This window comes from Faecalibacterium sp. AF27-11BH (assembly GCF_003603005.1).
Classification (GTDB): domain Bacteria; phylum Bacillota; class Clostridia; order Oscillospirales; family Ruminococcaceae; genus Faecalibacterium; species Faecalibacterium taiwanense.
Window position 1 is genome coordinate 284204 of sequence record NZ_QVGS01000001.1, and the last position, 25863, is coordinate 310066.

General features: G+C 58.5%; 26 protein-coding genes. 17 read left to right on the forward strand and 9 right to left on the reverse strand.

The features are described from left to right. Positions 1 to 42: 42 nt before the first annotated feature. The 3 genes from DWY76_RS01320 to DWY76_RS01330 all read left to right on the forward strand — a co-directional run bounded on the left by DWY76_RS01320 (position 43) and on the right by DWY76_RS01330 (position 2837). The gene (locus DWY76_RS01320) at positions 43 to 720 is read left to right on the forward strand and encodes a response regulator transcription factor (RefSeq protein WP_044953424.1); all 678 of its coding nucleotides are present in this window, start codon (positions 43 to 45) and stop codon (positions 718 to 720) included. Further along, a complete protein-coding gene (locus DWY76_RS01325; RefSeq protein WP_005939889.1) occupies positions 717 to 1865 on the forward strand; it encodes a HAMP domain-containing sensor histidine kinase in 1149 nt (382 codons plus the stop codon). The genes DWY76_RS01320 and DWY76_RS01325 overlap by 4 nt, the downstream gene beginning before the upstream one ends. A 90-nt stretch (positions 1866 to 1955) precedes the next feature. Then, positions 1956 to 2837: an aldose 1-epimerase family protein gene (locus tag DWY76_RS01330; RefSeq protein WP_097774777.1), complete on the forward strand. Its 882-nt coding sequence runs from the start codon at positions 1956 to 1958 to the stop codon at positions 2835 to 2837. 110 nt (positions 2838 to 2947) lie between these two features. Here DWY76_RS01330 and DWY76_RS13895 read toward each other — a convergent pair whose 3' ends face one another. The 3 genes from DWY76_RS13895 to acpP all read right to left on the reverse strand — a co-directional run bounded on the left by DWY76_RS13895 (position 2948) and on the right by acpP (position 5014). Continuing rightward, positions 2948 to 3157 carry a hypothetical protein gene (locus DWY76_RS13895; protein WP_165852544.1) on the reverse strand — a complete coding sequence of 70 codons (210 nt, stop codon included), beginning with the start codon at positions 3155 to 3157 and terminating at the stop codon, positions 2948 to 2950. 58 nt (positions 3158 to 3215) lie between these two features. Further along, positions 3216 to 4655 (reverse strand): proline--tRNA ligase, encoded by a 1440-nt coding sequence (gene proS / locus DWY76_RS01335; RefSeq protein WP_120079443.1) that lies wholly within the window; start codon positions 4653 to 4655, stop codon positions 3216 to 3218. A gap of 122 nt (positions 4656 to 4777) precedes the next feature. After that, positions 4778 to 5014: an acyl carrier protein gene (acpP, locus tag DWY76_RS01340; protein WP_044953468.1), complete on the reverse strand. Its 237-nt coding sequence runs from the start codon at positions 5012 to 5014 to the stop codon at positions 4778 to 4780. A gap of 299 nt (positions 5015 to 5313) precedes the next feature. On the opposite strand from acpP, the gene dapF reads away from it, so the two are divergent. From dapF to DWY76_RS13900, 6 genes are all read left to right on the forward strand, one after another. Beyond that, positions 5314 to 6153: a diaminopimelate epimerase gene (dapF, locus tag DWY76_RS01345; protein WP_005939901.1), complete on the forward strand. Its 840-nt coding sequence runs from the start codon at positions 5314 to 5316 to the stop codon at positions 6151 to 6153. 182 nt (positions 6154 to 6335) lie between these two features. Continuing rightward, positions 6336 to 7523 (forward strand): LL-diaminopimelate aminotransferase, encoded by a 1188-nt coding sequence (locus tag DWY76_RS01350; protein ID WP_120079445.1) that lies wholly within the window; start codon positions 6336 to 6338, stop codon positions 7521 to 7523. A gap of 284 nt (positions 7524 to 7807) precedes the next feature. Next, positions 7808 to 8179, forward strand: a complete 372-nt coding sequence (locus tag DWY76_RS01355) for a GntR family transcriptional regulator (RefSeq protein WP_005939906.1) — start codon at positions 7808 to 7810, stop codon at positions 8177 to 8179. 2 nt (positions 8180 to 8181) lie between these two features. After that, positions 8182 to 9027 (forward strand): ABC transporter ATP-binding protein, encoded by an 846-nt coding sequence (locus DWY76_RS01360; protein WP_120079447.1) that lies wholly within the window; start codon positions 8182 to 8184, stop codon positions 9025 to 9027. Beyond that, a complete protein-coding gene (locus tag DWY76_RS01365; protein WP_120079449.1) occupies positions 9024 to 9668 on the forward strand; it encodes an ABC-2 transporter permease in 645 nt (214 codons plus the stop codon). The genes DWY76_RS01360 and DWY76_RS01365 overlap by 4 nt, the downstream gene beginning before the upstream one ends. Position 9669: 1 nt before the next feature. Beyond that, entirely contained in the window at positions 9670 to 9828 is a 159-nt protein-coding gene (locus tag DWY76_RS13900; protein WP_165852545.1) for a hypothetical protein, read from the forward strand. A 59-nt stretch (positions 9829 to 9887) separates the two neighbouring features. Here the strand turns inward: DWY76_RS13900 and DWY76_RS01370 are convergent, their stop codons facing one another. The 6 genes from DWY76_RS01370 to DWY76_RS01395 all read right to left on the reverse strand — a co-directional run bounded on the left by DWY76_RS01370 (position 9888) and on the right by DWY76_RS01395 (position 16703). Further along, complete coding sequence (locus DWY76_RS01370; RefSeq protein ID WP_120079451.1) at positions 9888 to 10127, reverse strand: hypothetical protein; 240 nt, start codon at positions 10125 to 10127, stop codon at positions 9888 to 9890. 19 nt (positions 10128 to 10146) lie between these two features. Next, positions 10147 to 10626 carry a YhcH/YjgK/YiaL family protein gene (locus tag DWY76_RS01375; RefSeq protein ID WP_120079453.1) on the reverse strand — a complete coding sequence of 160 codons (480 nt, stop codon included), beginning with the start codon at positions 10624 to 10626 and terminating at the stop codon, positions 10147 to 10149. A gap of 76 nt (positions 10627 to 10702) precedes the next feature. Next, complete coding sequence (locus DWY76_RS01380; RefSeq protein WP_005939926.1) at positions 10703 to 11608, reverse strand: SPFH domain-containing protein; 906 nt, start codon at positions 11606 to 11608, stop codon at positions 10703 to 10705. Positions 11609 to 11658: 50 nt separating this feature from the next. After that, complete coding sequence (locus DWY76_RS01385; protein WP_120079455.1) at positions 11659 to 12108, reverse strand: NfeD family protein; 450 nt, start codon at positions 12106 to 12108, stop codon at positions 11659 to 11661. A 257-nt stretch (positions 12109 to 12365) separates the two neighbouring features. Further along, positions 12366 to 14222, reverse strand: a complete 1857-nt coding sequence (locus DWY76_RS01390; RefSeq protein ID WP_120079457.1) for a glycoside hydrolase family 13 protein — start codon at positions 14220 to 14222, stop codon at positions 12366 to 12368. 75 nt (positions 14223 to 14297) lie between these two features. Beyond that, a complete protein-coding gene (locus DWY76_RS01395) occupies positions 14298 to 16703 on the reverse strand; it encodes a glycogen/starch/alpha-glucan phosphorylase (RefSeq protein ID WP_120079459.1) in 2406 nt (801 codons plus the stop codon). A 426-nt stretch (positions 16704 to 17129) separates the two neighbouring features. Between DWY76_RS01395 and DWY76_RS01400 the strand changes: the two genes are divergently transcribed. The 8 genes from DWY76_RS01400 to DWY76_RS01435 all read left to right on the forward strand — a co-directional run bounded on the left by DWY76_RS01400 (position 17130) and on the right by DWY76_RS01435 (position 25803). Beyond that, positions 17130 to 17561: a cell division protein ZapA gene (locus DWY76_RS01400; RefSeq protein WP_120079461.1), complete on the forward strand. Its 432-nt coding sequence runs from the start codon at positions 17130 to 17132 to the stop codon at positions 17559 to 17561. A 25-nt stretch (positions 17562 to 17586) separates the two neighbouring features. Then, positions 17587 to 19662 carry a U32 family peptidase gene (locus tag DWY76_RS01405; protein ID WP_120079463.1) on the forward strand — a complete coding sequence of 692 codons (2076 nt, stop codon included), beginning with the start codon at positions 17587 to 17589 and terminating at the stop codon, positions 19660 to 19662. A gap of 101 nt (positions 19663 to 19763) precedes the next feature. After that, positions 19764 to 20210, forward strand: coding sequence for a dUTP diphosphatase (gene dut / locus DWY76_RS01410; RefSeq protein WP_005939948.1), 447 nt, complete (start codon positions 19764 to 19766; stop codon positions 20208 to 20210). A gap of 9 nt (positions 20211 to 20219) precedes the next feature. Continuing rightward, positions 20220 to 20774: a Maf family protein gene (locus tag DWY76_RS01415; RefSeq protein WP_243111880.1), complete on the forward strand. Its 555-nt coding sequence runs from the start codon at positions 20220 to 20222 to the stop codon at positions 20772 to 20774. Between the two features lie 160 nt (positions 20775 to 20934). Beyond that, positions 20935 to 21957 carry a rod shape-determining protein gene (locus DWY76_RS01420; protein WP_005939954.1) on the forward strand — a complete coding sequence of 341 codons (1023 nt, stop codon included), beginning with the start codon at positions 20935 to 20937 and terminating at the stop codon, positions 21955 to 21957. Between the two features lie 144 nt (positions 21958 to 22101). After that, positions 22102 to 22932: a rod shape-determining protein MreC gene (gene mreC / locus DWY76_RS01425; protein ID WP_101956484.1), complete on the forward strand. Its 831-nt coding sequence runs from the start codon at positions 22102 to 22104 to the stop codon at positions 22930 to 22932. Positions 22933 to 22946: 14 nt separating this feature from the next. Next, positions 22947 to 23480 carry a rod shape-determining protein MreD gene (gene mreD / locus DWY76_RS01430; protein WP_044953428.1) on the forward strand — a complete coding sequence of 178 codons (534 nt, stop codon included), beginning with the start codon at positions 22947 to 22949 and terminating at the stop codon, positions 23478 to 23480. 19 nt (positions 23481 to 23499) lie between these two features. After that, the gene (locus tag DWY76_RS01435) at positions 23500 to 25803 is read left to right on the forward strand and encodes a penicillin-binding transpeptidase domain-containing protein (protein WP_120079467.1); all 2304 of its coding nucleotides are present in this window, start codon (positions 23500 to 23502) and stop codon (positions 25801 to 25803) included. Positions 25804 to 25863 lie beyond the last annotated feature (60 nt).

Sequence of the window (25863 nt, forward strand, 5' to 3'; positions counted from 1 at the left end):
GAAGAAAAAACGCAATTTTTATGGGAAAGGTGGAAAACAAAGATGCGCCTTTTGGTGGTAGAGGACGAGCACTCCCTGCGGGAGGATATTGCCCGAAAGCTGCGGCTGTCCGGGTACGAGGTGGATGCCTGTGCAGACGGCGAGGCCGCGCTGGAGGCACTGGCAGCAGAGCGGTACGACCTTGTACTGCTGGACCTCAACCTGCCCAAGGTGGACGGAATGCAGGTGCTGCGCACCCTGCGCCGGCACGACCTTGAGACCTGTGTGCTGATCTTGTCGGCACGCAGTGAAATCGCAGATAAAGTGGAGGGGCTGGATGCCGGGGCGAACGATTACCTTTCCAAGCCCTTTCACCTTGCAGAGCTGGAAGCCCGGGTGCGCAGCCTGACCCGGCGCAAATTTATTCAGCAAGACGTCTGTCTGTGCTGCGGACGGCTGAGCTTCAACACCCGTAGCCGCGTTGCTGCTGTGGACGGTCAGACCCTTGCTTTGACGCGGAAGGAGAGCGGCGTACTGGAATATCTGCTGCTGCATCAGGGACGCCCGGTCAGTCAGGAAGAACTCATCGAGCACGTCTGGGATGGCAGTGTAGACAGCTTCAGCAACTCCATCCGGGTGCATATCTCTGCCCTGCGCAAAAAGCTGCGGGCGGCGCTGGGCTACGACCCCATCCGCAACCGCATCGGGGAAGGCTACGAGATCGGAGGCGAGGTACAATGAAACATTTGTCCCTGCAATGGCGCATCACCCTGCTGACCGCGCTGCTCATCGCCTGCGCCTGCGTGTGCATGAACCTGCTTTTATACCGCACCGGCGTTACCGGCATGGATGCCCTCAACGGCTTTATGATGCAGTACCAGCCCGGCAGTGCGGATCCGTTGACCATCGAGATCCCGCAGGAGGAAATGTCCAGTCTGCTGGCGCATTTTTCGCAGGAAGTCTACGATGCAAAGGTGGTCTTTGGCCGCAAGGGCTGGTGCATCACCGTCGTGGTCACCATCGTCAGCGCTGCCATTGCTTATTTTGTCAGCGGCAGAGCGCTGAAACCGTTACAGCAGCTTGCGCAGCAGGCGCAGCAGGTCGATCAGGACAGCATCGCCACCACCCGTCTGGACGAAAACACTGTGCAGGAATTCGGGCAGTTGAGCCGGTCGGTGAACCGGATGCTGGATGGTCTGGCGCAGTCCTTTGAGTTGCAGCGGCAGTTTGCGGGCAATGCCGCCCACGAGCTGCGCACCCCGCTGGCTATTTTGCAGACGAAGCTGGAACTGTTTGCAGAGGAGCACCCGGCCATGGACGCCGAAACTGCCGGGCTGATCCGCTCTCTGCGGGAGCAGCTGGACCGCCTGACCGCTCTTGTGCGCACTTTATTAGAGATGAGCAATCTGCAATCAGTCTCCCGCACCGACCAGATCGCCCTTGCGCCGCTGGTGGAGGAGATCCTGACCGACCTGACCCCCCTTGCCCAGAAAAACAATATCTCTTTGCAGCAGGACTGCGAGGAACTTGGCATGGTGGGCAGCGATGCGCTGATCTACCGGCTGGTGTTCAATCTGGTGGAAAACGGCATCAAGTATAACCGCCCCGGCGGTGCGGTGCGCGTCACCCTGCAACAGGAAAAGCAGACCGCTGTACTGCGCGTTGCAGATACCGGCCCGGGTATCCCCGCAGACTGCCGGGAGAGCATCTTCCAGCCCTTTTTCCGGGTGGATAAGTCCCGCAGCCGGGAGATGGGCGGCGTTGGGCTTGGCCTTGCCCTTGTGCGGGAGATCGCCGTGCTGCATGGCGGCAGTGTGACCGTGGAACGCAGCAGCGAAAACGGCACTACCTTTGCAGTCACCCTGCCGCTGGCACAGCTCTGCTGAAACTGGGCGGGACTTTATTTTTGGCACACGGGGGAGTATACTGGAAGCAGAAGACCCCGGAAAATAAGAAGGACAAAGGAGATACTGAAAATGCAGGCAACCATTCACAACGAATTTTTGACCTTGACCGTGGACACCCACGGTGCCGAAGCAGTCAGCCTGAAAAATGCGGCGGGGGAAGAGCTGCTCTGGCAGGCCGACCCGGCTGTGTGGAAGCGCCACGCTCCCATTCTGTTCCCGTGGACGGGCAAGCTGCCCGGCGGTACCTTTGAGGTGGACGGCAAAACGTACAAGGGCGGTCAGCACGGTTTTGCCCGCGACATGGAGCACACCCTGCTCAAGGCCGAGGGCGATACCATCCAGTTGGAGCTGCGCTCGGATGATGCCATCAAAGCCGAACGCTTCCCCTTCGATTTTGTGCTCACCAGCACCTTCCGTCTGGACGGCAAGACCGTGCACCATACGCTGACGGTGCGCAACCCCGGCACCGAAGAGCTGCGCTTTGGCATCGGCTATCACCCGGCGTTCAACATCCCCTTTGATGCACAGCACACCACCACGGATTACGAGTTCCGGTTCGACCAGCCGGAAAGCCCGGTCATTCTGGATGCCCGTCCGAACGGCCTGCTGTCTGGCAAGTGCTACTATCAGTGGAAGAACCAGCAGGCCATCCAGCTGACGGATGATCTGTTCGCAAACGACAGCTTCTGCATGGCGGGCCTGCGCACCAAGACCATTGGCATCTATGAGAAGGGCACCGGCCGCAAGATCACCTGCAATGTGGAAGGCTACCCCTACGCGCTCATCTGGTCGGCCCCTGCAAAGCCGGTGCGGTTTGTGTGCATTGAGCCGTGGCACAGTCTGCCCGCCGCCGAGACTGACCCGCAGCAGTGGAGCCAGCGTGCCGCTGCCGCCTGCCTTGCCCCGGGTGAAAGCTGGGAGACCACCCTGAGCACCACGTTTGAACGATAAAAAAGCACGCAGAAACGAAGCTGCGTGCACTTGACAGAACCTTTGAAAATGAGTATACTGTAAACAGAAAAGGCACTGCGACAAGCGGTCAGCCTTTTTGATGAACAGTCTTAAAAACTAAGAACCGTCACCGGCCAGGGTGGCGGTTCTCGCTTTTTACCTTGATAGTAAATACCAATCCAAAGATATGGAATGTCAAAGTAATTGGCATGAGCTTCACCTCCTTTCGGAAGTGGGGCCGAACCGCCTGCCGTTGTATGCAGTGCCTTGCCGCCTGAAAGCGACAAATTCATAATAACACAAAAATTGTCAAAATACAAGAAAAAACGGAGCACCGAAGTGTTCCGTTTTTTCTTGTATTGTCAGTAAAAGGAAAGCTTAGTACGCCACGCCCCAGTAGACCATGGTCTTGGCGGGCTTGCCGCAGCAGGGGCATACATCGCTCAGGTGTTCCTGCTCAAACGGCATGCAGCGGCTGGACAGACCGACTTCTTCCTTCATCTTCATTTCGCAGGCAAGGTCGCCGCACCACATGGTCTTGATGTAGCCGGTGTTTGCCTTGGCCAGCTCCTTCACCTCGTCCATGGTGGTGGCAGCCCAGGTGCGCTTCTCGCGGTTGGCAAGAGCACGCTCGTACAGATCTTTGCGCAGAGCCTCCAGCTGTGCGGGGATCGCAGTCTCCAGCTCGTCCAGAGAGACGAAGACTTTTTCGCGGGTATCGCGGCGCACCAGCACGCACTGGTTCTTTTCCAGATCCTTGGGGCCGATCTCCAGACGCAGAGGCACGCCCTTCATCTCCCACTGGGAGAACTTCCAGCCGGGTGCATTGTCGCTGTCGTCCAGCTTCACGCGGGCATACTTGCTGATCTTCTCGGCCAGCTCGGCAGCCTTCTCGGAAACGCCGGGCTTGTGGGCTGCGATGGGCACTACGACCACCTGAATGGGGGCCACTGCCGGGGGCAGGATCAGGCCGTCGTCGTCGCCGTGGGTCATGATGATAGCGCCCACCAGACGGGTGGAAACGCCCCAGCTGGTCTGGAACGGATGATGCAGCTGGTTGTCGCGGCCGGTAAAGGTCACGTCATAAGCCTTGCTGAACTTATCGCCAAAGTAGTGGCTGGTGCCGCTCTGCAGGGCCTTGCCGTCCTTCATCATGGCCTCGATGGTATAGGTGGCCTCGGCACCGGCAAACTTTTCCTTGTCGGTCTTGCGGCCCTTCACCACGGGGATGGCCAGATCCTGCTCGCAGACATCTGCGTAGCAGTTCAGCTGCTGCTGGGTCTCAGCCTCAGCCTCGGCGGCAGTCTCGTGGATGGTGTGGCCTTCCTGCCACCAGAACTCGCGGCTGCGCAGGAAGGGGCGGGTGGTCTTTTCCCAGCGGATAACGCTGCACCACTGGTTGTACTTCATGGGAAGCTCACGGTAGCTGTGCAGCACGCGGGACCAGTGGTCGCAGAACATGGTCTCACTGGTGGGACGCACGGCCAGACGCTCTTCCAGCTTGTCGGAACCGCCCATCGTGACCCACGCCACCTCCGGCGCGAAGCCATTGACCAGTTCGCCTTCCTTCTGCAGCAGGCTTTCCGGGATCAGCACGGGCATTGCCACGTTCTCATGGCCGGTGGCCTTGAACCGGGCATCCATGTCCTTCTGGATCAGCTCCCAGATGGCCTGACCGTAGGGGCGCAGGATGATGAAACCCTTCACGCTGGAGTACTCCACCAGCTCTGCCTTCACGCAGATATCGGTGTACCACTGTGCGAAGTTCTCTTCCTGGCTGGTGATCGCCTGTACGAGCTTCTTTGAATCTTTTGCCATTTTTGCTTTTTCCTCCTAAGGCCGTGCGCCAAACGGCTTGCGTTCCGCACGAACCATATTAAAAGCCCCGTCCATGCAGTGCGGCCGGGTGCCGCACCAGAAGGCAGGGCTTTTTGACTGAATCAGTTCTGCGCGTGGCTGTCCACAAAGTTTACCACATCGCCCACGGTGCGCAGGGACTCGATGGCATCGTCCGGCACCTCAATGCCAAACTCATCCTCCAGCGTCATCACCATATCCACGATATCCAGACTGTCGGCCTCAAAATCGCTCATGATGTCACTGTCCATCGTGATCTTTGCCGGGTCAACATCCAGCTGCTCCGCCAGCAATGCACGGATTTTTTCAAAAGTATCCATTCCTGTGGTCTCCTTTTTGCAGTTGTTTTGCCTGTCCTGTACACCGGTGCCGTGCGTGCGGCTGCCGTGACGGATGCACCCGCAGATGCTGCGCGGCCCCGGACTGTACAAAACTCTCTCTTTTTTTATATCCCATGCCATGCGTATTGTCAAGCCCTGTTTTCCATTCTGACAGATTCCTTTGCGAAAAATTGCCGGAAAGGTGCATTTTCGCTTGACAGGAGCGCCCCGGTTTCTTATCATTATAGAGTAGCGAGTTTATAGGGACTGACCACAAGTCCCATGAAGGAGTTTTGAGCATGAAGCTTTCATTTACCAAAATGCAGGGCTGCGCTAACGATTATATCTATCTGGACTGCCGCAAAAGCGGTGTGCCGGAGAACATTGCAGCCCTTTCCGAAAAATTGTCCCGGCGGCATTTTTCCATTGGTGCGGACGGCATCATCTGCATCTGCGCTGCGCAGACGGCGGGTGCGGACGGCATGATGCGCATCTTCAACGCCGATGGCAGTGAGGGCAGGATGTGCGGCAACGGCATCCGCTGTGTGGCTGAATGGCTGTACACCCACGGCATTGCAAAGGAAACGCTTGCCATTGATACCCTCAGCGGCCTGAAGACCGTCACCCACAAGGGTGCGGGCCTGTGGCAGGTGGAGATGGGCGCTTACAGTGCCATGCCTGCCAGCCTGCCTGCTGTGAACATGGGCGAAGAACCGCTTGTGGACAAAGAACTGACCGTGGACGGCAAAACGTGGCATGTGACCTGCATCAGTGTGGGCAACCCCCACTGTGTGACTGTGGTGGAGGATGTGGACAGCCTGAAGCTGGAAGAGATCGGTCCGGCCTTTGAGCACCACGCAAACTTCCCGGAGCGCATCAACACCGAGTTCGTGCAGGTGGTGGATGCCACCCACCTGAAGATGCGGGTGTGGGAGCGCGGCAGCGGCGAGACATGGGCCTGCGGCACTGGCACCTGCGCCACCGTGGCGGCCCTGACCGAGCTTGGCATCTGCCCGGCAGGCGAGGACATCCATGTGCAGCTGCGCGGCGGTGTGCTGACCATCCGGGTATTGCCCGGCAGACAGCTGCTGATGACCGGCGCCGCCGAGACCGTGTGCGAAGGCACGACAGAAGTGTAAGGAAAACGAAAACCCTCTCAGTCGCCTGACGGCGACAGCTCTCCCGAAGGGCGAGCTTTTCCACATCAAGAGGAAAAGTTTTTCTTCACAACAAAAAAGCTCCCCCACTCGGGGGAGCTGGCATCGAGCGGACGCGAGATGACTGAGAGGGTCATACCAAAACAGAAGCGAGGGAAAGTACTATGAAGATGAACAAACACTATAACGAGCTGAAGGCAAGCTACCTGTTTGTGGACATTGCCCACAAGGTGGCCGCTTATCAGGAGGCACACCCGGAGAAGGAGATCATCCGTCTGGGCATTGGCGATGTGACCCAGCCGCTGGCAAAGTGTGTGGTCAAGGCCATGCACGATGCAGCCGATGAGATGGGCACCAAGGAAGGCTTCCACGGCTATGGCCCGGAGCAGGGCTACCCCTTCCTCAAGCAGGCCATTCAGGGCTACTACGCAGGCCGCGGCACCCAGCTGGCAGAGGATGAAATTTTCATCTCTGATGGTGCAAAGAGCGATCTGGCCAACGTACTGGGCCTGTTCGATGTGGACAACACCGTGCTGGTGCCGGACCCCGTTTATCCCACCTACGTGGACGATAACGTGACCGATGGCCGCAAGATCATCTACAGCCGCACCGGTCAGGAGAACGGCTTCCTGGGAATGCCGGATGAGAATGTGAAGGCTGACATCATCTATATCTGCAGCCCCAATAACCCCACCGGTGCCGCCTACACCCGCGACCAGCTCAAGGCATGGGTGGACTACGCCCGTAAGAACGATGCCATCATCCTGTACGATGCTGCATACGAGTGCTTCATCTCCGACGAGAACCTCGCCCACAGCATCTTCGAGATCGAGGGTGCACGGGAGTGTGCCATTGAAATTTGCTCCTTCTCCAAGATCGCAGGCTTCACCGGCACCCGCTGCGGCTACACTGTGGTGCCCAAGGAGCTGGAGCGCGAGGGAATGAACATCAATAAGCTGTGGCTGCGCCGCCAGACCACCAAGTTCAACGGTGTGCCTTACGTGGTGCAGCGCGCCGCCGCTGCGGTGTTCACCGAGAGCGGCATGGCCGAGATCCAGCAGAATTTGGACTACTACCGCAAGAATGCCAAGGTTATCGCGGACGCACTGGATGAGTGCGGCGTGTGGTACTGCGGCGGCAAGAACAGCCCCTACATCTGGCTGCGCTGCCCCGGTAACATGAAGAGCTGGGAGTTCTTCGACTGGCTGCTGGAAAACTGCGGCGTGGTCGGTACTCCGGGCGTGGGCTTCGGCGAGTGCGGCGAGGGCTACTTCCGCCTGACCGCTTTCGGTGATGCCGAAAAGACCAAGATGGCCGCCGAGCGCATTAAGACCGCCATCAAGGCACTGTAAAAAGGAAAACTCCCTCAGTCATCGCTGCGCGATGCCAGCTCCCTCTGAGAGGGAGCCTTCAGGTGCGGCCCGGAAAACTACCCGCTGCGAAAAAAAGCCTCCCTCTATGAGGGAGGTGGCACGGCGTAAGCCGTGACGGAAGGAGTTCTCAAAAGCTCTGTTGCACAAACTGTGCAGCGGAGCTTTTTTGTTTGCTCAACTTTTCCCGTACCCCTTGACAACTGTGTATCTACTGTATATACTGTGCATATACAGATAAAACATAAGAGCCAAAGGAGCAGCCGATGGAACTGTTTATCAACAACAAAAGCGGCGCGCCTATCTATGACCAGATCTACAACCAGATCAAGCAGCAGATCATCAGCGGGGCTTTGCAGCCGGACGAGGCCATGCCCTCCATCCGGGGGCTGGCACGGGATCTGCGCATCAGCGTCATTACCACTAAGCGCGCCTACGATGAACTGGAAAAAGAGGGCTTCCTTTACGCAGTACCGGCAAAGGGCTTTTTTGTAGCCCCTAAAAACACCGAGCTGCTGCGGGAAGAGAACCTGAAAAAAATTGAAGCGCACCTTACCGAAGCTGTGAAGCTGTCCGCATCCTGCGGGCTGAGCAGGGAAGAGCTGCGGGAGATGCTGGAACTGCTGTGGGAGGGCTGAACATGAACGCACTGGAACTGCGGGGACTTACAAAGCACTATAAGGACTTTACCCTCGGACCGCTGGATCTGACACTGCCCGGCGGCACCATCTGCGGCCTGATCGGTGAAAACGGCGCAGGCAAAAGCACCACCATCAAATTGATTCTGGACATACTGCAGAGGGACGGCGGTACCGTGACCATTTTGGGCAGGGACAACCGCACCGATCTTGTACACACCAAGGAAGAAATCGGTGTGGTGCTGGGCAGCGAGGGCATCCCCCTGTGCCTGAACGCAGAGCAGGCAGGCAAGGTGATGGCGGGCATCTACCACAATTGGGATGCCGCTGCCTACACAGAATTTTGCCAAAAATTTGAGCTGCCGGAAAAGAAAAAGTATAACGACTACTCTACCGGCATGAAGATGAAGCTGTGCATCGCCGTGGCGCTGGCGCACCACCCGAAGCTGCTGCTGTTGGACGAAGCCACCAACGGGCTGGACCCGGTGGTGCGGGACGAGGTGATCGACCTGCTGCTGGACTTTGCCCGGGACGAAAACCACTCCATCCTTATCTCCTCCCACATCGTCAGCGACTTGGAAAAGCTGTGCGATACCATCGCCTTCCTGCACAAGGGCAGGCTGCTGCTCTGTGAGGAAAAGGATGCCTTGCGGGAGGAATACGCCTTGTGGCATGGCACGGCGGCGCAGCTGGCGGCGTTGGATGCACAGGTGTACGGCAAGCGGGTCACCCCCTACGGAGTCGAGGCGCTTGTGCGCCGGGACGCAATGCCCGCCGGAGCAGAGCTTGCCCCGGTAAGCATTGAGGAATTGTTTGTACTGATGGTGAAAGGGGAGTGCGCTGCATGAAAGGCTTGCTATTAAAGGATGCATATCAGGCATGGTATTACGCAAAAACGGTCATTGTGGTGACTGTAGTCATGATGGGTGTGGGTGTGATCTCGATGATGAACGGGGCCAATTTCTTCATTGTCTATGCGGGCTTTTTGCTGGGTATGATGCCCATGACACTGCTGGCATACGACCAGACCAGCAAATTCAACGAATACAGTGCCGCGCTTCCGGCCACAAAAGAGCAGCTGGTGGGGTGTAAATACATTGTTGGTCTGTGCGGGCTGGTGCTGGCAGAGGCTTTTGCCGCCGCAGCCCTTGGCGTGGTAAGCCTGCACTGGACAGCTGTGGACCATGCGCTTGTGGTTTCCACGCTGGTGCAGGTGGGCGTGACCACCCTGCTCAGCAGCACCATCCTGCTGCCGCTGAGCTACCGTTTCGGCTACGAAAAGGCAAAGGTTGTGCTCTATTTCATAGTTGGTGCGCTCGCGGCCCTAATGGGCTTTTCCGTGGCCGCAAACGAGGACGGTCTTGTGAGAAACCTTCTTCCGCAGAGCATCTCGTCGCTGGGGCTGCTGGGTATTGCGGTGGCGGCTCTGGCGCTGTATGCTCTCTCGTGGCGGCTGTCTGTTGCATGGTACGGAAAGGCAGAGCAGTAAAATGAAGAAAAGTCAGATCGCGGGTATCCTGTTCGGTGTTGCTATGGGCGTTTTGTTCAGCGTGTCGATGGGGACAGTGGGTTTTGTGCTGGGCGCCAGCTTTGCAATTCTGGGCATGGTGATGTTCAAAGGATTGGATGACCCACAGGATAAAAAGTAAGGTGTAAAAAGAGCGACGCCCCTGCAGGAAAAGCTTTTTCTGCAGGGGCGTCGCTGTATTTATTTCTCGGACTCTTCGGCGTTTTTCTGTGCGGCTTCCAGTTCCTCCACCTGCTTTTGCAGGGCGGTGATTTTGTCGTCCATTTTCAGGAACGTCCACACCAGAACAGCCAGCACCACCGCAGGCGGAACCACCATCAGCAGGGACTGCTGGCACCAGAGCAGCAGCGAATAGCCGCCGAACACGGTAAAGAGGAACACGGCAAACAGGCTTGCAGCCAGTACAGCAAAAAATCCCATATAAATGCCCTCTCTCGGCTTATTCCTCGGTCTCGTCCTCTTCGTCCGGGTCCAGCTCGATGCTGAACACGGCTTTCCTCAGTTTGCCGCAGCCCTGCGCCTTCAGGCCGGATTTATAGGGCTCTCCGGCCAGATACAGGGCAAACCGCCCCTCGCACAGCATTCCGGCAATGCTGGTGCCTGCGGTACCCACGGTGGTGTCGGTGGATTCGTCGGTGGGCTTTGTCGGGGTCAGCTCTGCAAGGCTCACCTCAAACAGCTCGCTGCCGTCCAGATCGGTCTCCAGCGTGATGTGGCTGTCGTGGCGCTGGAACAGCGCTTTATCGGAAGTCAGCGGTGTGACGGTGCTCACAGTGACCACAGCCTTTTCGCCGTCGATGCGGGTGCGTCCGGCGGGCAGGGTGGTGATGTCCCGCGCCATGATATACTCGATGACGGTGTCGAGGTTGTCGCTCACGCCCAGATAGTTGGGCAGGTTGTTCAGGGTATCGTAGATCATAGAAGAACTCCTTTATCGTGCAAAACAAGGTTCACCGCCTGCATATAGCACAGACGGTGAACCGGAATTTTTAATTTTATTCTGCGTCCTTCGGGTCGGTCATCAGCTCTTTGATGCTGGGCACCACGCCGCCCAGATTCTGAAGCTCCGAAGGAATGATGATCTTGGTTGCCTTGCCGTTGGCCACCTTGGCCAGAGCTTCCAGACTGCGGATGGCCAGAACCTTATCGCTGGGCATGGCTTCGTTCAACAGGCGGATGGCGTCGGCGTTGGCCTTCTGCACGGCCAGAATGGCCTGTGCTTCGCCCTCGGCTTCCAGAATGCGCTGCTGCTTCACAGCATCCGCGCGCAGGATGGCGGCTTCCTTTTCGCCCTCAGCGGCGGTAATGGCGGCCTGCTTTTCACCGTCGGCTTTCAGGATGACGGCGCGCTTCTCGCGCTCAGCCTTCATCTGTTTCTCCATGGCTTCCTGAATTTCACGCGGCGGGATGATGTTCTTCACCTCCACGCGGTTCACCTTGATGCCCCACTTGTCGGTGGCTTCGTCCAGGATGGCGGTGATCTTGCCGTTGATGACGTCGCGGCTGGTCAGGGTGTGGTCCAGCTCCATTTCGCCGATGATGTTGCGCAGGGTGGTGGCAGACAGGCTTTCGATTGCCGCAATGGGCTGGTTGACACCGTAGGTGTAGAGCTTGGCATCCATCACCTGAAAGAACACCACAGTATCGATCTGCATGGTAACGTTATCGCGGGTGATGACCGGCTGAGGGGGAAAGTCTGCCACCTGCTCCTTCAGGCTCACCTTTTTGGCGATGCGCTCGATGAAGGGAATCTTAATGTGCAGGCCTGCCGACCATGTGTCGGAGTAGCTGCCCAGCCGCTCAACGACATACACCTTGGACTGGGGCACGATGACGATATTGGTGATGATCACCAGCAGGACGACAAAGACCAGCGCGAGGATCAGAAAAAACATGACCATAGTGGTTCTCCTTTTTCAGATGGGTGCAACGTTTCAGCGCAGAACGCAGATCACGCTCTGCGGCTTTCGGTCAATACGGGCTCCACGATGAGCAGGGTGCTGTGCAGTTCGGTCACACGGCAGCGCTGCCCGGGGGTGAGAATGTCGCCGGGAGTGGCGCAGCGGGCATTCCAGTCCACGCCGTCCAGTCGCACACGGCCCGGCAGGTCGGCGGTGACGGTGGTCAGCACGGTGGCCTCCCGGCCAAGGTTTCGGTCGCCATTGGTGGGGGTGATTTTCTGGCGCAGCTTTGCAGCCAGCGGCCGGAACGCCAGCAGGCACAGAATGCTTACCACGATGAACACCAGAGCCTGCGCCCGGAACGAATCCGTGAACAGGCAGGTGAGCAGGGCGGCAGCTGCGCCGACGGCGAACCAGACGGAGGTCATGCTGAAGGTGGAAGCCTCCAACAGCAAAAAGCCCACCACGGCAGCCAGCCAGAGAAATGGAACAGGATTCATGGTTCTCCCTCCTTATGCCCCTATTATAGAGTATCCCCCGGGTGGAAGGTCAAGCGTTTTTTACTGGAACGTTGCGCAGAAAACGAAATAAAGAACAAAATAAATGAAAAGCAGTGCAAGATGTAGTTTGCGGATACGGCCCTTTGCGTGAAAATGCAACAACGGGCGGCCCGCAGGCTGCCCGTTGTTGCGAAAATAAAAGATAAAATTTCCTCTGAATGTGCCCAGAGCGAACGCGGCGGGCATTCAAATCGTTTTTACTTGATATCGTAATAGCTGTGGTTCGGGTTATGCCCGTTCTCCTCCACCACGATGGTAAAGCCCATGGGGTTCACCTCCGTGTGCTTGCCGGAAGCCAGCGGCTCCACGATGATGTGCTCCGAGCGGTTCACGATGACCTCGGCGGTTTCCGCTTCGCCTACGCGCTGGTAGTGCAGGATGCCGTCCTGCGCCCGCAGCACCCGCAGCTCACCGGTGCGGAAGGCCTCGCAGGTGTGGCGCAGCTGCGCCAGCTGGGCAAGCACCGGCTTCAGGCGCTTTTCGTGGCTGTCCCAGCAGAAGAAGGCACGGTTGAAGGGGTCGCGGTAGCCCTGCATCCCGATCTCATCACCGTAGTACAGACAGGGCACGCCGGGCAGCGTGTAGATGATGGCATAGGCCATGCGCAGGCGCAGCATCCCTTCCTCGTAGGCTTCGCCGACCACACAGCGGCCGCTCTGCCACTCGCGGCCACGGCCGTTGGCGGGCTCGTCCGCAATGACGGTGAGGGCGCGTTCGGTGTCGTGGGTGGAGAGAAAGTTCAGCGCAGTGTCCATGGCAGGGGCGGGGTAGTGCTCACAGATGGACAGAATTTCGCCCATGGCCTGCTCGGCGGGCTTACCCTTTACAAAGTCCAGCACAGCGTTCTTGAAGGGGTAATTCATCACGCTGTCCAGCCCCTTGCCCAGCAGATAGGTGCGGCGCTGGCCAAAGCCGTATTTGGTGGTGGCGTCCTCCCACACCTCGCCCAGCAGGAACTTCTCCGGGCTGACCCGCTTGACAGCGGCGCGGATCTTTTCAATAAAGTCGTCCGGCAGCTCGTCGGCCACATCCAGACGGAAGCCTGCGGCACCGCGCCGCAGCCATGTGTCAATGACACCGCCCTCGCCGGTGATGAACTCCACATAGGAGGGGTTCTCTTCGTTCACCTCGGGCAGGGTCTCGAAGCCCCACCAGCTGCGGTAGCCGCCCTTATACTTGGGGTCAAAATCGTACCAGCTGCGGTAGGGGGAGTTGGGGTCGCGGTAAGCGCCGCCGTCACCATAGCGGCCTTCGCGGTTGAAATAGCGGCTGTCGGAACCGGTGTGGCTGAACACACCGTCCAGCACGATGCCAATGCCGTACTTGGCGGCCTCGCGGCAGAGCACCTCGAACTCCTCGTTGGTGCCCAGCAGCGGGTCTACGTTGAGATAGTCGGCGGTGTTGTAGCGGTGGTTGGAGTGCGCCTCAAAGATGGGGTTGAGGTAAAGGTAGTCCACCCCCATCTCCCGCAGATAGGGCAGCTTGATGCGGATGCCTTCCAAGTCGCCGCCGAAATAGTCCTCGTTCAGGTGGCCGCCGGTCTCGTTGGGCTGCCAGAAGGGTTCGGCGTGTTTGTCGGCCTGATACAGCCGGTCCGGGAAAGGCATGGGCTTGTTCTCAATGCCCTCGCAGAACCGGTCCGGGAAGATCTGATAGAACACCTTGCCCTTGATGCACTCCGGGGTCTGGAAACCGGCATCGTAGACGGTGATCTGCCACTTTTCGCCTTCCTGCCAGCTGACAACGCCGCAGTTGTCCGGCCCGCGGTAGATGCGGCGGAAGTCGGTGTAGAGGTCGAAGTAGTAGAAGTACAGGCCCGGGTCATTCAGCGGCAGCTCCACGGAAAAGTGGTTCTGCTGGGGGGTCTGGCCGTCGAACTTCATGCGGTAGTGCACCGGCACGTCATATTTTCCCTCTTTCTGGAGCACCAGATGAGGATCGACATAGCCCAGCTCTTCCGGGATGCACAGGGTCAAACGTACGGTCTGACCGGCCCGCAGTGCGCCAAAGGGCTGCTTAAAATAGGGGTCGTAGCTATTGAACAGACAAGACAAAGCAGGGTCGTCCTTTCTCAAAAAAGCCCCGGCGGGCCAAACGCCGCCGGGGCAGATGGATTTTTTAAGGGAAAATTACTTGCCCATGGGCACCGGGGAAGCGTACCAGATGTCGTGTGCGTAATCCAGCACAGAGCGGTCGGCGCTGAAGATGCCGCTGTTGGCAATGTTCTTCAGGCTCATGTGTGCCCACTTCTCGCGGTCGGCATACAGCTTCTGCAGGTCGGCCTGTGCGCGGCGGTAATCCTTGAAGTCGGCCATGACCATATACGGGTCGCTGCTGCGCAGGTTCTCGGTCACCTCGTGGAAGTTCTCGCCGTTCCAGCCGCGCTCCAGGAAGTTCAGAGCGTTGTTGGCAACATCGTCGCCCATGATGAAAGCGTTGGGATGGTAGCCCACCTGCTTGAGGTTGTTCACCTCGGGGGTCAGCATACCGAAGATCAGCTCGTTCTCCTTGCCGGCAGCGTCTGCGATCTCCACGTTTGCGCCGTCCAGAGTGCCCAGAGTGATGGCGCCGTTCAGCATGAACTTCATGTTACCGGTACCGGAAGCCTCGGTGCCGGCCAGAGAGATCTGCTCAGAGACCTCGGCGGCGGGCATCAGGTGCTCGCTCAGAGAGACGCAGTACTCTTCCAGATAGACCACGCGCAGCTTGTCGCGCACAGCGGGGTCGTTGTTAATGAGGTCGCCCAGCTTGCAGATCATGCGGATCATCTGCTTTGCCATGTAGTAGCCGGGAGCAGCCTTTGCACCGAAGATATAAGTCTTGGGGATGAAGTCGGCGTTGGGGTTCTCCTTCAGGTACAGGTACTGGGCAGCAATGTTCAGCGCGTTCAGGTGCTGGCGCTTATACTCGTGCATACGCTTGACCTGACAGTCAAAGATAGAGTTCGGGTCGATGATCTGACCGGTGCTCTTTGCCAGATAGTTGGCAAAGTTGGTCTTGTTCTCCAGCTTGATCTCGTTCAGGCGCTTGAGAATGGTCTTGTCGTTCTCGAACTTGTTCAGCTTGGACAGATCGGAAGCATCATGCTTGTAGCCGTCGCCGATGGTCTCGTCCAGCAGCTTGCACAGGCCGGGGTTAGAGGCCAGCAGCCAGCGGCGGTAAGCGATGCCATTGGTCACGTTCTTGAAGGCCTGCGGCTTGAACAGGTAGTAATCGTGGAAGACGCTGTCCTTGATGATCTGGCTGTGCAGCTTGGACACGCCGTTGATGCTGTTGGCGGTGTAGGCGCAGATGTTTGCCATGCGCACCTGATTGTCGCCGATCAGTGCCATATAGTCGATCTTGCCCTTGTCGCCGGGGAAGACCTTCTCCAGCTCTGCGCGGGCGCGGCGGTCCATCTCCACCACGATCTGGTAGATGCGGGGCAGGGTCATCTTGAAGATATCCACGTTCCACTTTTCCAGAGCCTCAGCCATGACGGTGTGGTTGGTGTAGGAGAAGACCTTCTGGCAGATGTCGAATGCCTTGTCCCAGCCAAAGCCGCACTCATCCAGCAGAATGCGCATCATCTCGGGGATGGCGAGGGTGGGGTGGGTGTCGTTCAGCTGGATGGCCACCTTGTCGGGCAGATTCTCGAGGGTCGCATAGCTGGACAGGTGGTTCTGGACGATATCGCCGATGGATGCGGCAGACAGGAAGTACTGCTGGCGCAGGCGCAGGATCTTGCCCTCAACATGGTTATCGTTGGGGTACAGCACCTTGGAGATCAGCTCTGCATTGGCGTTCTTGCTCATTGCAGTGTTGTAGTTGCCAAGAGAGAAGCTGGACATATCAAAGTCCGGGGCCTTTGCCTGCCACAGGCGCAGCTTTGCAACGCCCTTGCCGTCGTAGCCCTGCACATACATATCAGAGGGAACAGCCATGACGCTGTTGTAGTTGGTGTGCTGGATATAGTGGAAGCCGTTGTCCCAGTTCTCGTGGATCTCGCCGTCAAAGCGCACTTCCACAGCCTGATCGGGGTGGCTCTTCAGCCAGACCTGACCGCCGGGCAGCCAGTTGTCGGCACGCTCCTGCTGCCAGCCGTCCACGATCTTCTGCTTGAAGATGCCGTACTCGTACAGGATGGAGTAGCCGGTGCCGCAGATGCCGGTGGTGGCCATGCCGTCCAGATAGCAGGCAGCCAGACGGCCCAGACCGCCGTTGCCCAGACCTGCATCCGGCTCTTCCTCAAAGATGCTGTCAATGCTGATATCAGCGTCGGACAGGGCCTTTTTTGCCACCTCGTCCAGACCCAGGTTCAGCAGGCTGGTCTTCAGGCTGCGGCCCATCAGGAACTCCATGCACAGGTAATACACCTGCTTGGTGCCGGTGCCAATGGCCTTGGACTGGAACTTCTTGTGGTTCTCACTCATCATCTGGCGGCAGATCAGAGCCAGAGAACGGTAGATCTGCTGGTTGGAAGCAACGCTCAGCTCCACGCCGTACTCGCTGGTGAGCTTGTCCTGAAGAAGTTTACCGAATTCTTTCGATGTCATAAAGGTACTCCTATCCGCATAAGTTTTCAGCTTTGCTAAAATAATTGAAATAATTGGCGCCTGCAGGCACTTTCCCTCACTTGCTCTGCCGCCAACATAACAAAGATATTATAATATGGCAGAATGACAAATGCAAGGAATCAGGGGATTTTTTCCGTAACTGACTTTTTTTTATTGAACTTTCTGATAAATATGCCAAAATTTCAAAAAATACACTTTTTCTTGATGCTTATTTATATTATAATAGGGAAAGAAAGCTGTGTTCCGAAACATTTTCGGGGACAAACTCCGGGAGAAATGTGCCGGGTAACTCGCCCGGCGGGTGACAAGACACCAAAACGGTACCGGGAACGATGCCGTTTCCCGGCAAAAATCGGAAGATCACTGCCCGCTGCGGGCAGAAAAGGATAAAAAGGGGAAACAGATATGGTCAACAAGGTACGGGTGAACATTGCAGGTACGCCGTATGCCATTGCTACGACGGACCCGGAAAAATATATTTTGTCGCTGGCGAAAAAGCTGGATGAAGACATCACCAAGCTTTTGGACGATAATGCGAATCTTTCGGTGACGAAGGCGGCGGTGTTCTGCGCCATGGATTATCTGGACGAATACCGCAAGAGCACCGGCAGTGCTGAGAATATGCGCAGCCAGATCCAGGATTACATTGCGGATGCTACCCGCGCAAAGCTGGCGGAAGATAAGGTCAAAGCAGAGAATGAGGTGCTGCGGCGGGAAGCTGCCGCCCTGCGCGAACAGCTGGAAAAAATGCGCAATAAGGAAGCCCGGCGCGAGGAGCGCGCCCAGCAGGCGGTACAGCAGTCTGCTGCCGAGGGCGAAGCGGACAAGGCGGAATAAGCCGTTTACAGGATAAAGGAGAAGTATGTCAAAGATCGAGATCCTTGCCCCGGTGGGCAACGAAGAAATGCTGCGTGCCGCTGTATTCAGCGGTGCCGACGCAGTGTATCTGGGCTTTTCGGGTTTCAATGCCCGCACCAGTGCCAACAATTTTAACGCGGATACGCTGAAAGATGCGGTCGCCTTCTGCCATGCGCGGGGCGTGGCTGTGCATGTGGCGCTGAACACCACCGTCTATGGCGGCGAGCTGCCCGCGCTGGAACAGGCCATCCGTGCCGTTGCAGCCAGCGGTGCCGATGCGGTCATCTGTCAGGATCTGGCAGTGGCAACGCTGATCGGTAAAATTGCACCGCAGCTGCCGCGCCACGGCTCCACCCAGATGAGCGTGCACAGCCTGCAGGGTGCACTGGAGCTCAAGGAGCTGGGCTTCACCCGCGTGGTGCTGGCCCGTGAGCTGAGCATGCCCGAGGTGGAGCATATCACAAAGCACTGCGACATCGAGACCGAGTGCTTCGTGCACGGCGCGCTGTGCATGTGCGTCAGCGGCCAGTGCTACATGTCGGCCTTTCTGGGCGGACGCAGCGGCAACCGCGGTTCCTGTGCCGGCCCGTGCCGCCTGCCGTTTGAGGCAAATGCCCTGCCGGAGGGCAAGCCGGGCCGTCTGCACCACCTGTCCTTAAAGGATAATTCGGTCATTGATAAGCTGGACAAGCTGCAGGCGCTTGGCGTGGCATCGGCAAAAATCGAGGGCCGTCTGCGCACGCCGGAGTATGTGGCGGCGGCAGTCAGCGCCTGTCTTGCAGGCCGCGAGGGCCGCGCCTACGACCGCGATCTGTTGAAGAATGCTTTCAGCCGTTCCGGCTTCACCTCCGGCTATCTGGATGGAAAGATCGACGGCACCATGTTCGGCGTGCGCAGTGAAGCAGACGCAGAGCAGACCAAAAAGACCCTGCCCATGCTGCGGGAGCTTTACCGCCGTGAGCGCAGCCGCGTGCCGGTAAAGATGAAGCTGGAAATTGAAGAGGGTGGCGAAAAGCTCACTGTCACCGATGCAGACGGCAGCAGGGCCTTTGCTTATGGGGATGCAGAGCCGCAGCCTGCTCGTACTGATCCCACCGAAAGCCTGCACCGCAGCCTTGCCAAGACCGGCGGCACGCCTTTTGCGGTGGAAGATCAGGATATTACCGTGGAAATGGACGGCGGGCCGTGGTTTATCCCGGGCGGTGCGGTGAACGAGCTGCGCCGCGAAGCGCTGGATGCCCTGCTCAAAAAGCGGGAAGTGCTGCGCCCGTGGCCCACCACCGAGGAGCATGTGCCTGCCCTGCCGCTGCGCACTCTGCCGCCCCACCGTACCCTGCGTGCCCGGTTTGAGAGCTGGGAGCAGGTGCCGGAGCGGGCGCTTGACGGCATCGAGTATTTCATCCTGCCCATTGCGCAGGCCGACCGCGTGCCCCGGGAATGGCGGGCAAAGACCCTTTTGGAGCTGCCCCGGGTCATGTTTGGCAAGCTGGAAGAGGATACCGCCCGCCGCATCGCGGCCACGCAGGACGCCGGTTTTGCAGGCTATGAGGTGAGCAATATCGCCCACCTGCGCCTGTGTCGGGGCCTGCCCATGAGCGGCAGCTTTGGCCTGAACATCACGAACCAGCTGGCCGCGCAGTTCTACGCGGACAACGGCCTTGGCTCCATGCTCATCCTGCCCGAGGTGAAGGACAGCGACATCAGCACCATTGCGCCCACCCATAACGGCAGGCCGGTGCCCACCGGCGTGCTGGTGTACGGCCATATGCCGCTGATGATCACCCGTGCCTGCCCGCTGCAGAACATCCACGACTGCGCCCACTGCGACAAGACCGGCGTGCTGACCGACCGCAAGGCCAAGAAGTTCCCAGTGCGGTGCGGCCTCGGTGTGCGCACCATCTATAACCCTGTACCTATTTATATGGGGGATAAGCCGGGCGCTTTGACGGTGGACTACGGTGTGGCTTACTTCACGCTGGAAAGCCGGGAGGAAGCGGCCAAAATTCTGGAGATGATCCGCACCCATGCACCCTTTGAAGGTGATTTTACCCGTGGGTTGTATTTTAAAGGTACGAACTGAAACTCCTTCCGTCATTGCTGACGCAATGCCACCTCCCTGAGGGAGATGGCGAGCGTATGCGAGACTGAAGGAGTTGCTATAAAATCAAAACGAGGTATACTATGGAACCCATCACAGTAAAATATAAGGTATTGGACACCCGTGCCAAGGTGCCCTCTTACGCAACCCCCGGCTCTGCTGCAGCCGACCTGTGCGCCGTACTGGACGCGCCGCTCACCCTTGCCCCCATGGAGCGGGCACTGGTGCCCACCGGCCTTGCCATCGAGCTGCCCGGCCCCCACAGCGTGGCACTGGTGTACGCCCGCAGCGGCCTTTCCATCAAGCACGGCCTGTGCATGGCCAACGGCGTGGGCGTGGTGGACAGCGATTACCGCGGCGAGCTGAAGGTGCCCATGGTCAATCTGGGCAGGGAAGCCTACACCATTCAGCCCGGTGAGCGTGTGGCCCAGCTGTGCATCGCACCGGTGTACACCGCTGCCTTTGTGCCTGCCGAAGAGCTGGGCGATACCCAGCGCGGCGAGGGCGGCTTTGGCTCTACCGGAAAGTGAGATGGAATCATGAACCTGATCTTAGCTTCCGGCAGCCCGCGCAGGCGGGAGCTGCTCTCCTTATATACCACCAATTTCACCGTCTGCGTCAGTGACTTTGACGAAAGTGCGGTGCAGGCCGCTACGCCTGCCCATCTGGTGGAACAGCTGGCCCGGGGCAAGTGCCTTGCCGTTTCGGTCCAGCACCCGGGCGCTGTGGTCATCGGCTGTGATACGGTGGTGGATGTGAATGGCGAGGTGTTCGGCAAGCCCCACAGCAAAGAGGACGCAAAGCGGATGCTGCGCGCCCTTTCCGGTGCCACCCACGAGGTGCACACCGGCGTGTGCATCTCGGACGGTGCGCGCACTGAAAGCTTTGTGGACAGCTGCCGCGTTACCTTCTTCCCGCTGGGTGAAGAGGAGATCGACTTCTACGCTTCCACCGCCGAACCCTACGATAAAGCCGGTGCCTATGCCATTCAGGGACGGGCGGCCCTCTGGCTGGACCGTATTGAGGGCGACTACTACACCATCATGGGTCTGCCGGTGAGCCGCACCGTACAGCTGCTGGCACATTTTGTGTGATAAAACTGGAAAAAACGAAGAAAACTTGCGCAAACGCTTGAGAAATCATTGCCTTGCGGCTATAATAGAACTGTGTTATTCTGCGCAAAGGCGGCACAAAAGGGCTGCCGGATGTTCTGGCGCTATAGATAAAATGGGAAGCATAAGGAGAATTTTTACAATGGGCCTGTTTTCTAAAGATGTAGGTATCGATCTGGGTACCGCAAATACTCTGGTATATATGAAGGGCAAGGGCATCATCATGCGGGAGCCTTCGGTCGTGGCTGTGGATACCAAGACCGACGAGGTGCGCTGTGTGGGTGCCGAGGCAAAGGCTGTCATTGGCCGTACCCCCGGCAGCATCGTGGCTGTGCGTCCGCTGAAGGATGGCGTGATTGCTGACTTTGACATCACCACCAACATGCTGGAAAATTTCCTCAAGAAGGCATGCGGCAACAGCATGTTCTCCCGCCCCCGCGTGGTCATCTGCATCCCGTCCGGCGTTACCGAGGTGGAGCGCCGCGCTGTGCGCGAAGCTACCCTGAAGGCCGGTGCCCGTCAGGTGTCCGTCATTGAGGAACCCATGGCAGCAGCCATCGGTGCGGGCCTGCCCATCAGCGAGCCTACCGGCAGCATGATCGTGGATATCGGCGGCGGCACGGCTGAGATCGCTGTGATCTCTCTGGGCGGCATCGTGGCCTCCCGCAGCGTGCGCATGGCAGGTGATATGTTCGATCAGGCCATCATCGCTTTCATCAAGCGCAAGTACAACCTGCTGATCGGTGAGCGCACCGCAGAGCAGATCAAGATCGAGATCGGCTCCGCCTATGCGCTGGACCCCGAAATGACCATGGAGATCAAGGGCCGTAACCTCGTGGACGGCCTGCCCAAGAACATCGTCGTCCACTCTGAGGATGTGCGCGAAGCTCTGCTGGAATGCCTGGTCAAGATCACCAGCGCCATCAAGGAAACGCTGGAGCGCACCCCGCCGGAGCTGAGTGCGGATATCATCGACCGCGGCATCACCCTGACCGGCGGCGGCGCACTGCTGCGCGGTCTGGATCAGCTGATCCAAAGCGAGACCGGCATCGACGTACACATTGCGGAAGACCCGCTGGACTGCGTGGCCAAGGGTGCCGGTGCGGTGCTGGATCATGTGGATGTCCTGCATGACGTGCTGGACACCGACGGCGGCCACATGTAACACGGGCAAGGCCCACACTTGCGGAAAAAGGCTCTTTTGCGCAGCGTCTGCGCTGATTTCCGCTGCAAACAATGTCTCTTGCGCGGATGGCAGGGCTGTCCGCGCTTTTCTTATGGCATCCACCCGAAACAGGAGGGTACTCCCTTGAAGGACTTTTTTGACACATGGAAATTTAAGATACTGGTAGCCGTGGCGGTGTTTCTGGTGGGCATTATGGCCTATGCCGGTGCCAACGGACGACTGACTGCTGCCCCGCAGGAACTGCTGGGCGTGGTGCTGATGCCGCTCCAGAAGGTCACATCGGCACTGAGCGGCGGCATTGGCTCGGTGTGGGAAAAATACACCAGCATCGATGAGGTCATGGAACAGAACGAACAGCTGGAAGCGGAGAATGCTGAGCTGCGCCAGCAGATCGTGGACTATGACCGCATCAAGGCGGAGAACGAAGCCTACAAGGCGCTGGCCCGCATTCAGGATTCCAACACCGAAGCAAGCTATATTTCTGCCTTTGTGATCGGCCGCGACCCGCTGGATGAGTTCGGAGGCTTTACGCTGGACTGCGGCACGGTGAACGGCGCAGCCGTGAACGATGCCGTGATCAGCGATAAGGGCTATCTGATCGGCATGGTGGTGGAAGCCGACACCACCAGCTGCAAGGTGATGACCATTCTGCACCCCAGCTTCAGCGCTGCGGGCGTGGTATCCCGCACGCGGGAAAATGGCATTATCAATGGCAGCACCGATTATGCCGGTGACGGCCTGTGCGTGCTGACCAATCTGGAACGCGCCACTGAGACGAAGATGGGCGATCAGGTGATCACCACCGGTCTTGGCGGAGTGTTCCCGCCGGATCTGCTGGTGGGAACCGTGCAGAAGGTGGAGCCGGAAGTCAGCGGCAAATCTTCCATTGCAGTGGTGCGCCCGGGTGCAGACCCGCGCACGGTCAAGCACGTATTCGTTATTACCGACTATTAAGGGGGCGCATTTGTATGGAATCACGCCGCATGCGCAGCCGCAGCCAGATCCTGAAATGGGTCTGCTACGCGGTGGCACTGTTTGTGTGCGCGGCACTGCAGACGACCCCCGGCCTGCTCCAGCTGGGGCAGGCAAAGCCGCTGTTCATTCTGCCGCTGTGTCTGGCTGTGGCCGTGTATGAAGGCGAGTTTGCAGGTGCGCTGTTTGGTGCCGTGAGCGGCCTTTTGTGGGACTACACCGCCGGGCGCACCGTGGGTATGCTGGCGCTGGAACTGCTGTTGCTCTGCTTTGCGCTTTCGGTGCTGGTTCAGGTGTATCTGCAGGGCAGCACATGGAACTTTGCGCTCATCAGCACCGGCACGGCCCTTGTGGTGCTCTCGCTGGACTGGCTGTTCTTCTACTACATGCCCGGCTACAGCTGGGCGCTGAGCCGCTGGCTGACCTTTGTGCTGCCTTCGGCCATGATGACGCTGGTGCCGTCGCTGATGCTGTTCAGTCTGGTGCGGCACATTTACAGCGCATTCAAAATCGACAACGGCGTAGTCTGAACCGCCGGAGGAAACGCGGATGAACCAAAACGAACGAAAAAACGTTGTGCGCCGGATGATCCTGCTCATTGCAGTGGCATGTGTTATCATGGGCCTGTACGTGATGCGGCTGATCTTTCTGCAGCTGGTCAACGGCGACGACTTCAAGGCCAAGGCCACCAACACCACCGACTATAACTTTACGGTCACGGCGGCCCGCGGCGATATCGTGGACAGCGCCGGGCGGCGCATTGCCACCACAACCACCAGCTACAATGTGGTCCTCAACAAACTGCTGATGGGCGACCGGGATCTGGACACCATGCTGCAGCAGATCGTGGAGCTGCTGCGTGCGAATGGCGAGAGCTGGAATGATACGCTGCTGATCGGTCAGGCGGACGCAGCAGGCAATTACGCCTTTACGGACGATGACACGTCCACCAGCGACCAGAAGCAGCTGGCAGACATGAAGGAAACGCTTGGTCTGCAGCAGTACGCCACCGCCAACGATGTAATGGAAATGCTGGTGGAAAAGAACGATCTGCAGGATTTTTCGCCGGAATGGCAGCGTGTGCTGGCCGGCATCCACTACGAGATGGACCGGCAGGCGTTCTCCAATGTGAACAATTTTGTCATGGCGGAGAACGTGAGCACCCTCGCGGTGGCCACCATCAAGGAACACAGCCTGCAGCTGCCGGGTGTGGAGATCGTGGAGACCAGCGCCCGCAGCTACGACCAGAGCGATATCATCCCGGCGGTGCTGGGCCGTGTGGGCAAGATCACGGCGGAAAAGTGGAAGGTGACCGATTCCAACGGTCAGGTGACCTATCCGCTGCGGGAAAAAGGCTATAACATGAACGATGTTCTGGGCATTTCCGGTCTGGAATCCGTTTATGAGGACGAGCTGCGCGGCAAGGACGGCGTGAAGACCATCACCCGCAATTCGGACGGCGTGATCGTGGATACAAAGCTCACCACTGTGCCGGAGCCGGGCCATACCGTGCAGCTGACCATTGACAGCAACTTCCAGCGTGCCGTGGACAAGGCACTGGCGGACAACATTGATATGATCAACCGCGTGTACAATACCGGCACCATGAAAGCTGCCGCCGGTGCGGTGGTGGTGCTGGACGTGAAGGACGGCAGTGTGCTGGCTGCTTCCAACTATCCCAGCTATGACCAGAACCTGTATGCCGCCAACTATAGCGAGTACAGCTCCGACCCGAGCCTGCCGCTGTTCAACCGCGCATTGCAGGGCCTGTATACGCCGGGTTCTACCTTCAAGCCCGCCGTGGCGGTGGCTGCACTGGACAGCGGCCTCATCAACCAGTATTCTACCGTTTACTGCAACGGCGTGTACAACTACTTCAAGGATTACCACCCCCGCTGTACCCGCCATGGCCACAGCGGCAACATCGATGTGGTAACGGCCATCAAGTGGAGCTGCAACATCTTCTTCTATGATGTTGGCCGCCGCCTGACCAGCGATGTGTACGATGCCTATGCCTACAAGCTGGGTCTTGGCCAGCGCACCGGTGTGGAGGTGAGCGAGGCCGTGGGCCGTCTGACCACCAAGAGCGACTCCAACTATACGGCATCGCTGGATGTGCAGGCCGCCATCGGTCAGGGCAACACGGTGGTCTCGCCCATCCAGCTGGCTACCTACGCGGCAACGCTGGCCAACAACGGTACCCGTTACCGCACCCATTTCGTCAAGGCCATTCTGGACACCAACACCGGCGAGGTGCTCAGCGAGACCAAGCCCGAGGTCATGGATGTGATCGAAGGCACCGGCAACACCTTTGAGCTGGTGCGGCAGGGCATGAAGCAGGTGCCCAGCACCATCAGCGGCAAAATTTCCAGCTATCCGGTGCCGATCGCCTGCAAGACCGGTACACCTCAGCGCAGTGAGACCTATGCGCCCGGTAAGCACTATCTGAACGCCATGATGGTGGCTTACCTCCCGGCGGATGATCCGCAGATCGCCATTGGCATTAGCATTGAGTACGGAGGCTATGGTGCCCGTACCGGTGATCTGGTGGTGGACATTGCAAATGCCTATTTTGCCCTGAAGGATGGCAGCCTTGCCCAGCAGGCCGAAGCGGAAAAGGAAGCCGAGCAGGCCCAGCAGGAAGATCAGGCGCAGACCACTGACCCAGCACAGGCCGCTGCAGGCCAGACCACTGGCAATGCCGCAGCCCAGCCTGCACAGATGACACCCGCCGCAGACACCACTGCGCCGGAAACGGCAGCAGAAGGGGAAGCCCAGCCTGCCGTGCAGGACGAGCAGCAGCCCGCCGCAGACACCGAGCAGAACCCCGATGCCATTGCGCCGGAGAACTGAAAACGGGAGACAAAACCGACACGGGAAAGGGCACTGCAGCGGGGTTTTGAATGGAAACAT

What these genes read in the sequence shown, in the direction of transcription:
- DWY76_RS01320 (WP_044953424.1), top strand. Translation starts at nt 43, where the DNA reads ATGCGCCTTTTGGTGGTAGAGGACGAGCACTCCCTGCGGGAGGATATT.
- DWY76_RS01325 (WP_005939889.1), top strand. Translation starts at nt 717, where the DNA reads ATGAAACATTTGTCCCTGCAATGGCGCATCACCCTGCTGACCGCGCTG.
- DWY76_RS01330 (WP_097774777.1), top strand. Translation starts at nt 1,956, where the DNA reads ATGCAGGCAACCATTCACAACGAATTTTTGACCTTGACCGTGGACACC.
- proS (WP_120079443.1), bottom strand. Translation starts at nt 4,655, where the DNA reads ATGGCAAAAGATTCAAAGAAGCTCGTACAGGCGATCACCAGCCAGGAA.
- acpP (WP_044953468.1), bottom strand. Translation starts at nt 5,014, where the DNA reads ATGGATACTTTTGAAAAAATCCGTGCATTGCTGGCGGAGCAGCTGGAT.
- dapF (WP_005939901.1), top strand. Translation starts at nt 5,314, where the DNA reads ATGAAGCTTTCATTTACCAAAATGCAGGGCTGCGCTAACGATTATATC.
- DWY76_RS01350 (WP_120079445.1), top strand. Translation starts at nt 6,336, where the DNA reads ATGAAGATGAACAAACACTATAACGAGCTGAAGGCAAGCTACCTGTTT.
- DWY76_RS01355 (WP_005939906.1), top strand. Translation starts at nt 7,808, where the DNA reads ATGGAACTGTTTATCAACAACAAAAGCGGCGCGCCTATCTATGACCAG.
- DWY76_RS01360 (WP_120079447.1), top strand. Translation starts at nt 8,182, where the DNA reads ATGAACGCACTGGAACTGCGGGGACTTACAAAGCACTATAAGGACTTT.
- DWY76_RS01365 (WP_120079449.1), top strand. Translation starts at nt 9,024, where the DNA reads ATGAAAGGCTTGCTATTAAAGGATGCATATCAGGCATGGTATTACGCA.
- DWY76_RS13900 (WP_165852545.1), top strand. Translation starts at nt 9,670, where the DNA reads ATGAAGAAAAGTCAGATCGCGGGTATCCTGTTCGGTGTTGCTATGGGC.
- DWY76_RS01370 (WP_120079451.1), bottom strand. Translation starts at nt 10,127, where the DNA reads ATGGGATTTTTTGCTGTACTGGCTGCAAGCCTGTTTGCCGTGTTCCTC.
- DWY76_RS01375 (WP_120079453.1), bottom strand. Translation starts at nt 10,626, where the DNA reads ATGATCTACGATACCCTGAACAACCTGCCCAACTATCTGGGCGTGAGC.
- DWY76_RS01380 (WP_005939926.1), bottom strand. Translation starts at nt 11,608, where the DNA reads ATGGTCATGTTTTTTCTGATCCTCGCGCTGGTCTTTGTCGTCCTGCTG.
- DWY76_RS01385 (WP_120079455.1), bottom strand. Translation starts at nt 12,108, where the DNA reads ATGAATCCTGTTCCATTTCTCTGGCTGGCTGCCGTGGTGGGCTTTTTG.
- DWY76_RS01395 (WP_120079459.1), bottom strand. Translation starts at nt 16,703, where the DNA reads ATGACATCGAAAGAATTCGGTAAACTTCTTCAGGACAAGCTCACCAGC.
- DWY76_RS01400 (WP_120079461.1), top strand. Translation starts at nt 17,130, where the DNA reads ATGGTCAACAAGGTACGGGTGAACATTGCAGGTACGCCGTATGCCATT.
- DWY76_RS01405 (WP_120079463.1), top strand. Translation starts at nt 17,587, where the DNA reads ATGTCAAAGATCGAGATCCTTGCCCCGGTGGGCAACGAAGAAATGCTG.
- dut (WP_005939948.1), top strand. Translation starts at nt 19,764, where the DNA reads ATGGAACCCATCACAGTAAAATATAAGGTATTGGACACCCGTGCCAAG.
- DWY76_RS01415 (WP_243111880.1), top strand. Translation starts at nt 20,220, where the DNA reads ATGAACCTGATCTTAGCTTCCGGCAGCCCGCGCAGGCGGGAGCTGCTC.
- DWY76_RS01420 (WP_005939954.1), top strand. Translation starts at nt 20,935, where the DNA reads ATGGGCCTGTTTTCTAAAGATGTAGGTATCGATCTGGGTACCGCAAAT.
- mreD (WP_044953428.1), top strand. Translation starts at nt 22,947, where the DNA reads ATGGAATCACGCCGCATGCGCAGCCGCAGCCAGATCCTGAAATGGGTC.
- DWY76_RS01435 (WP_120079467.1), top strand. Translation starts at nt 23,500, where the DNA reads ATGAACCAAAACGAACGAAAAAACGTTGTGCGCCGGATGATCCTGCTC.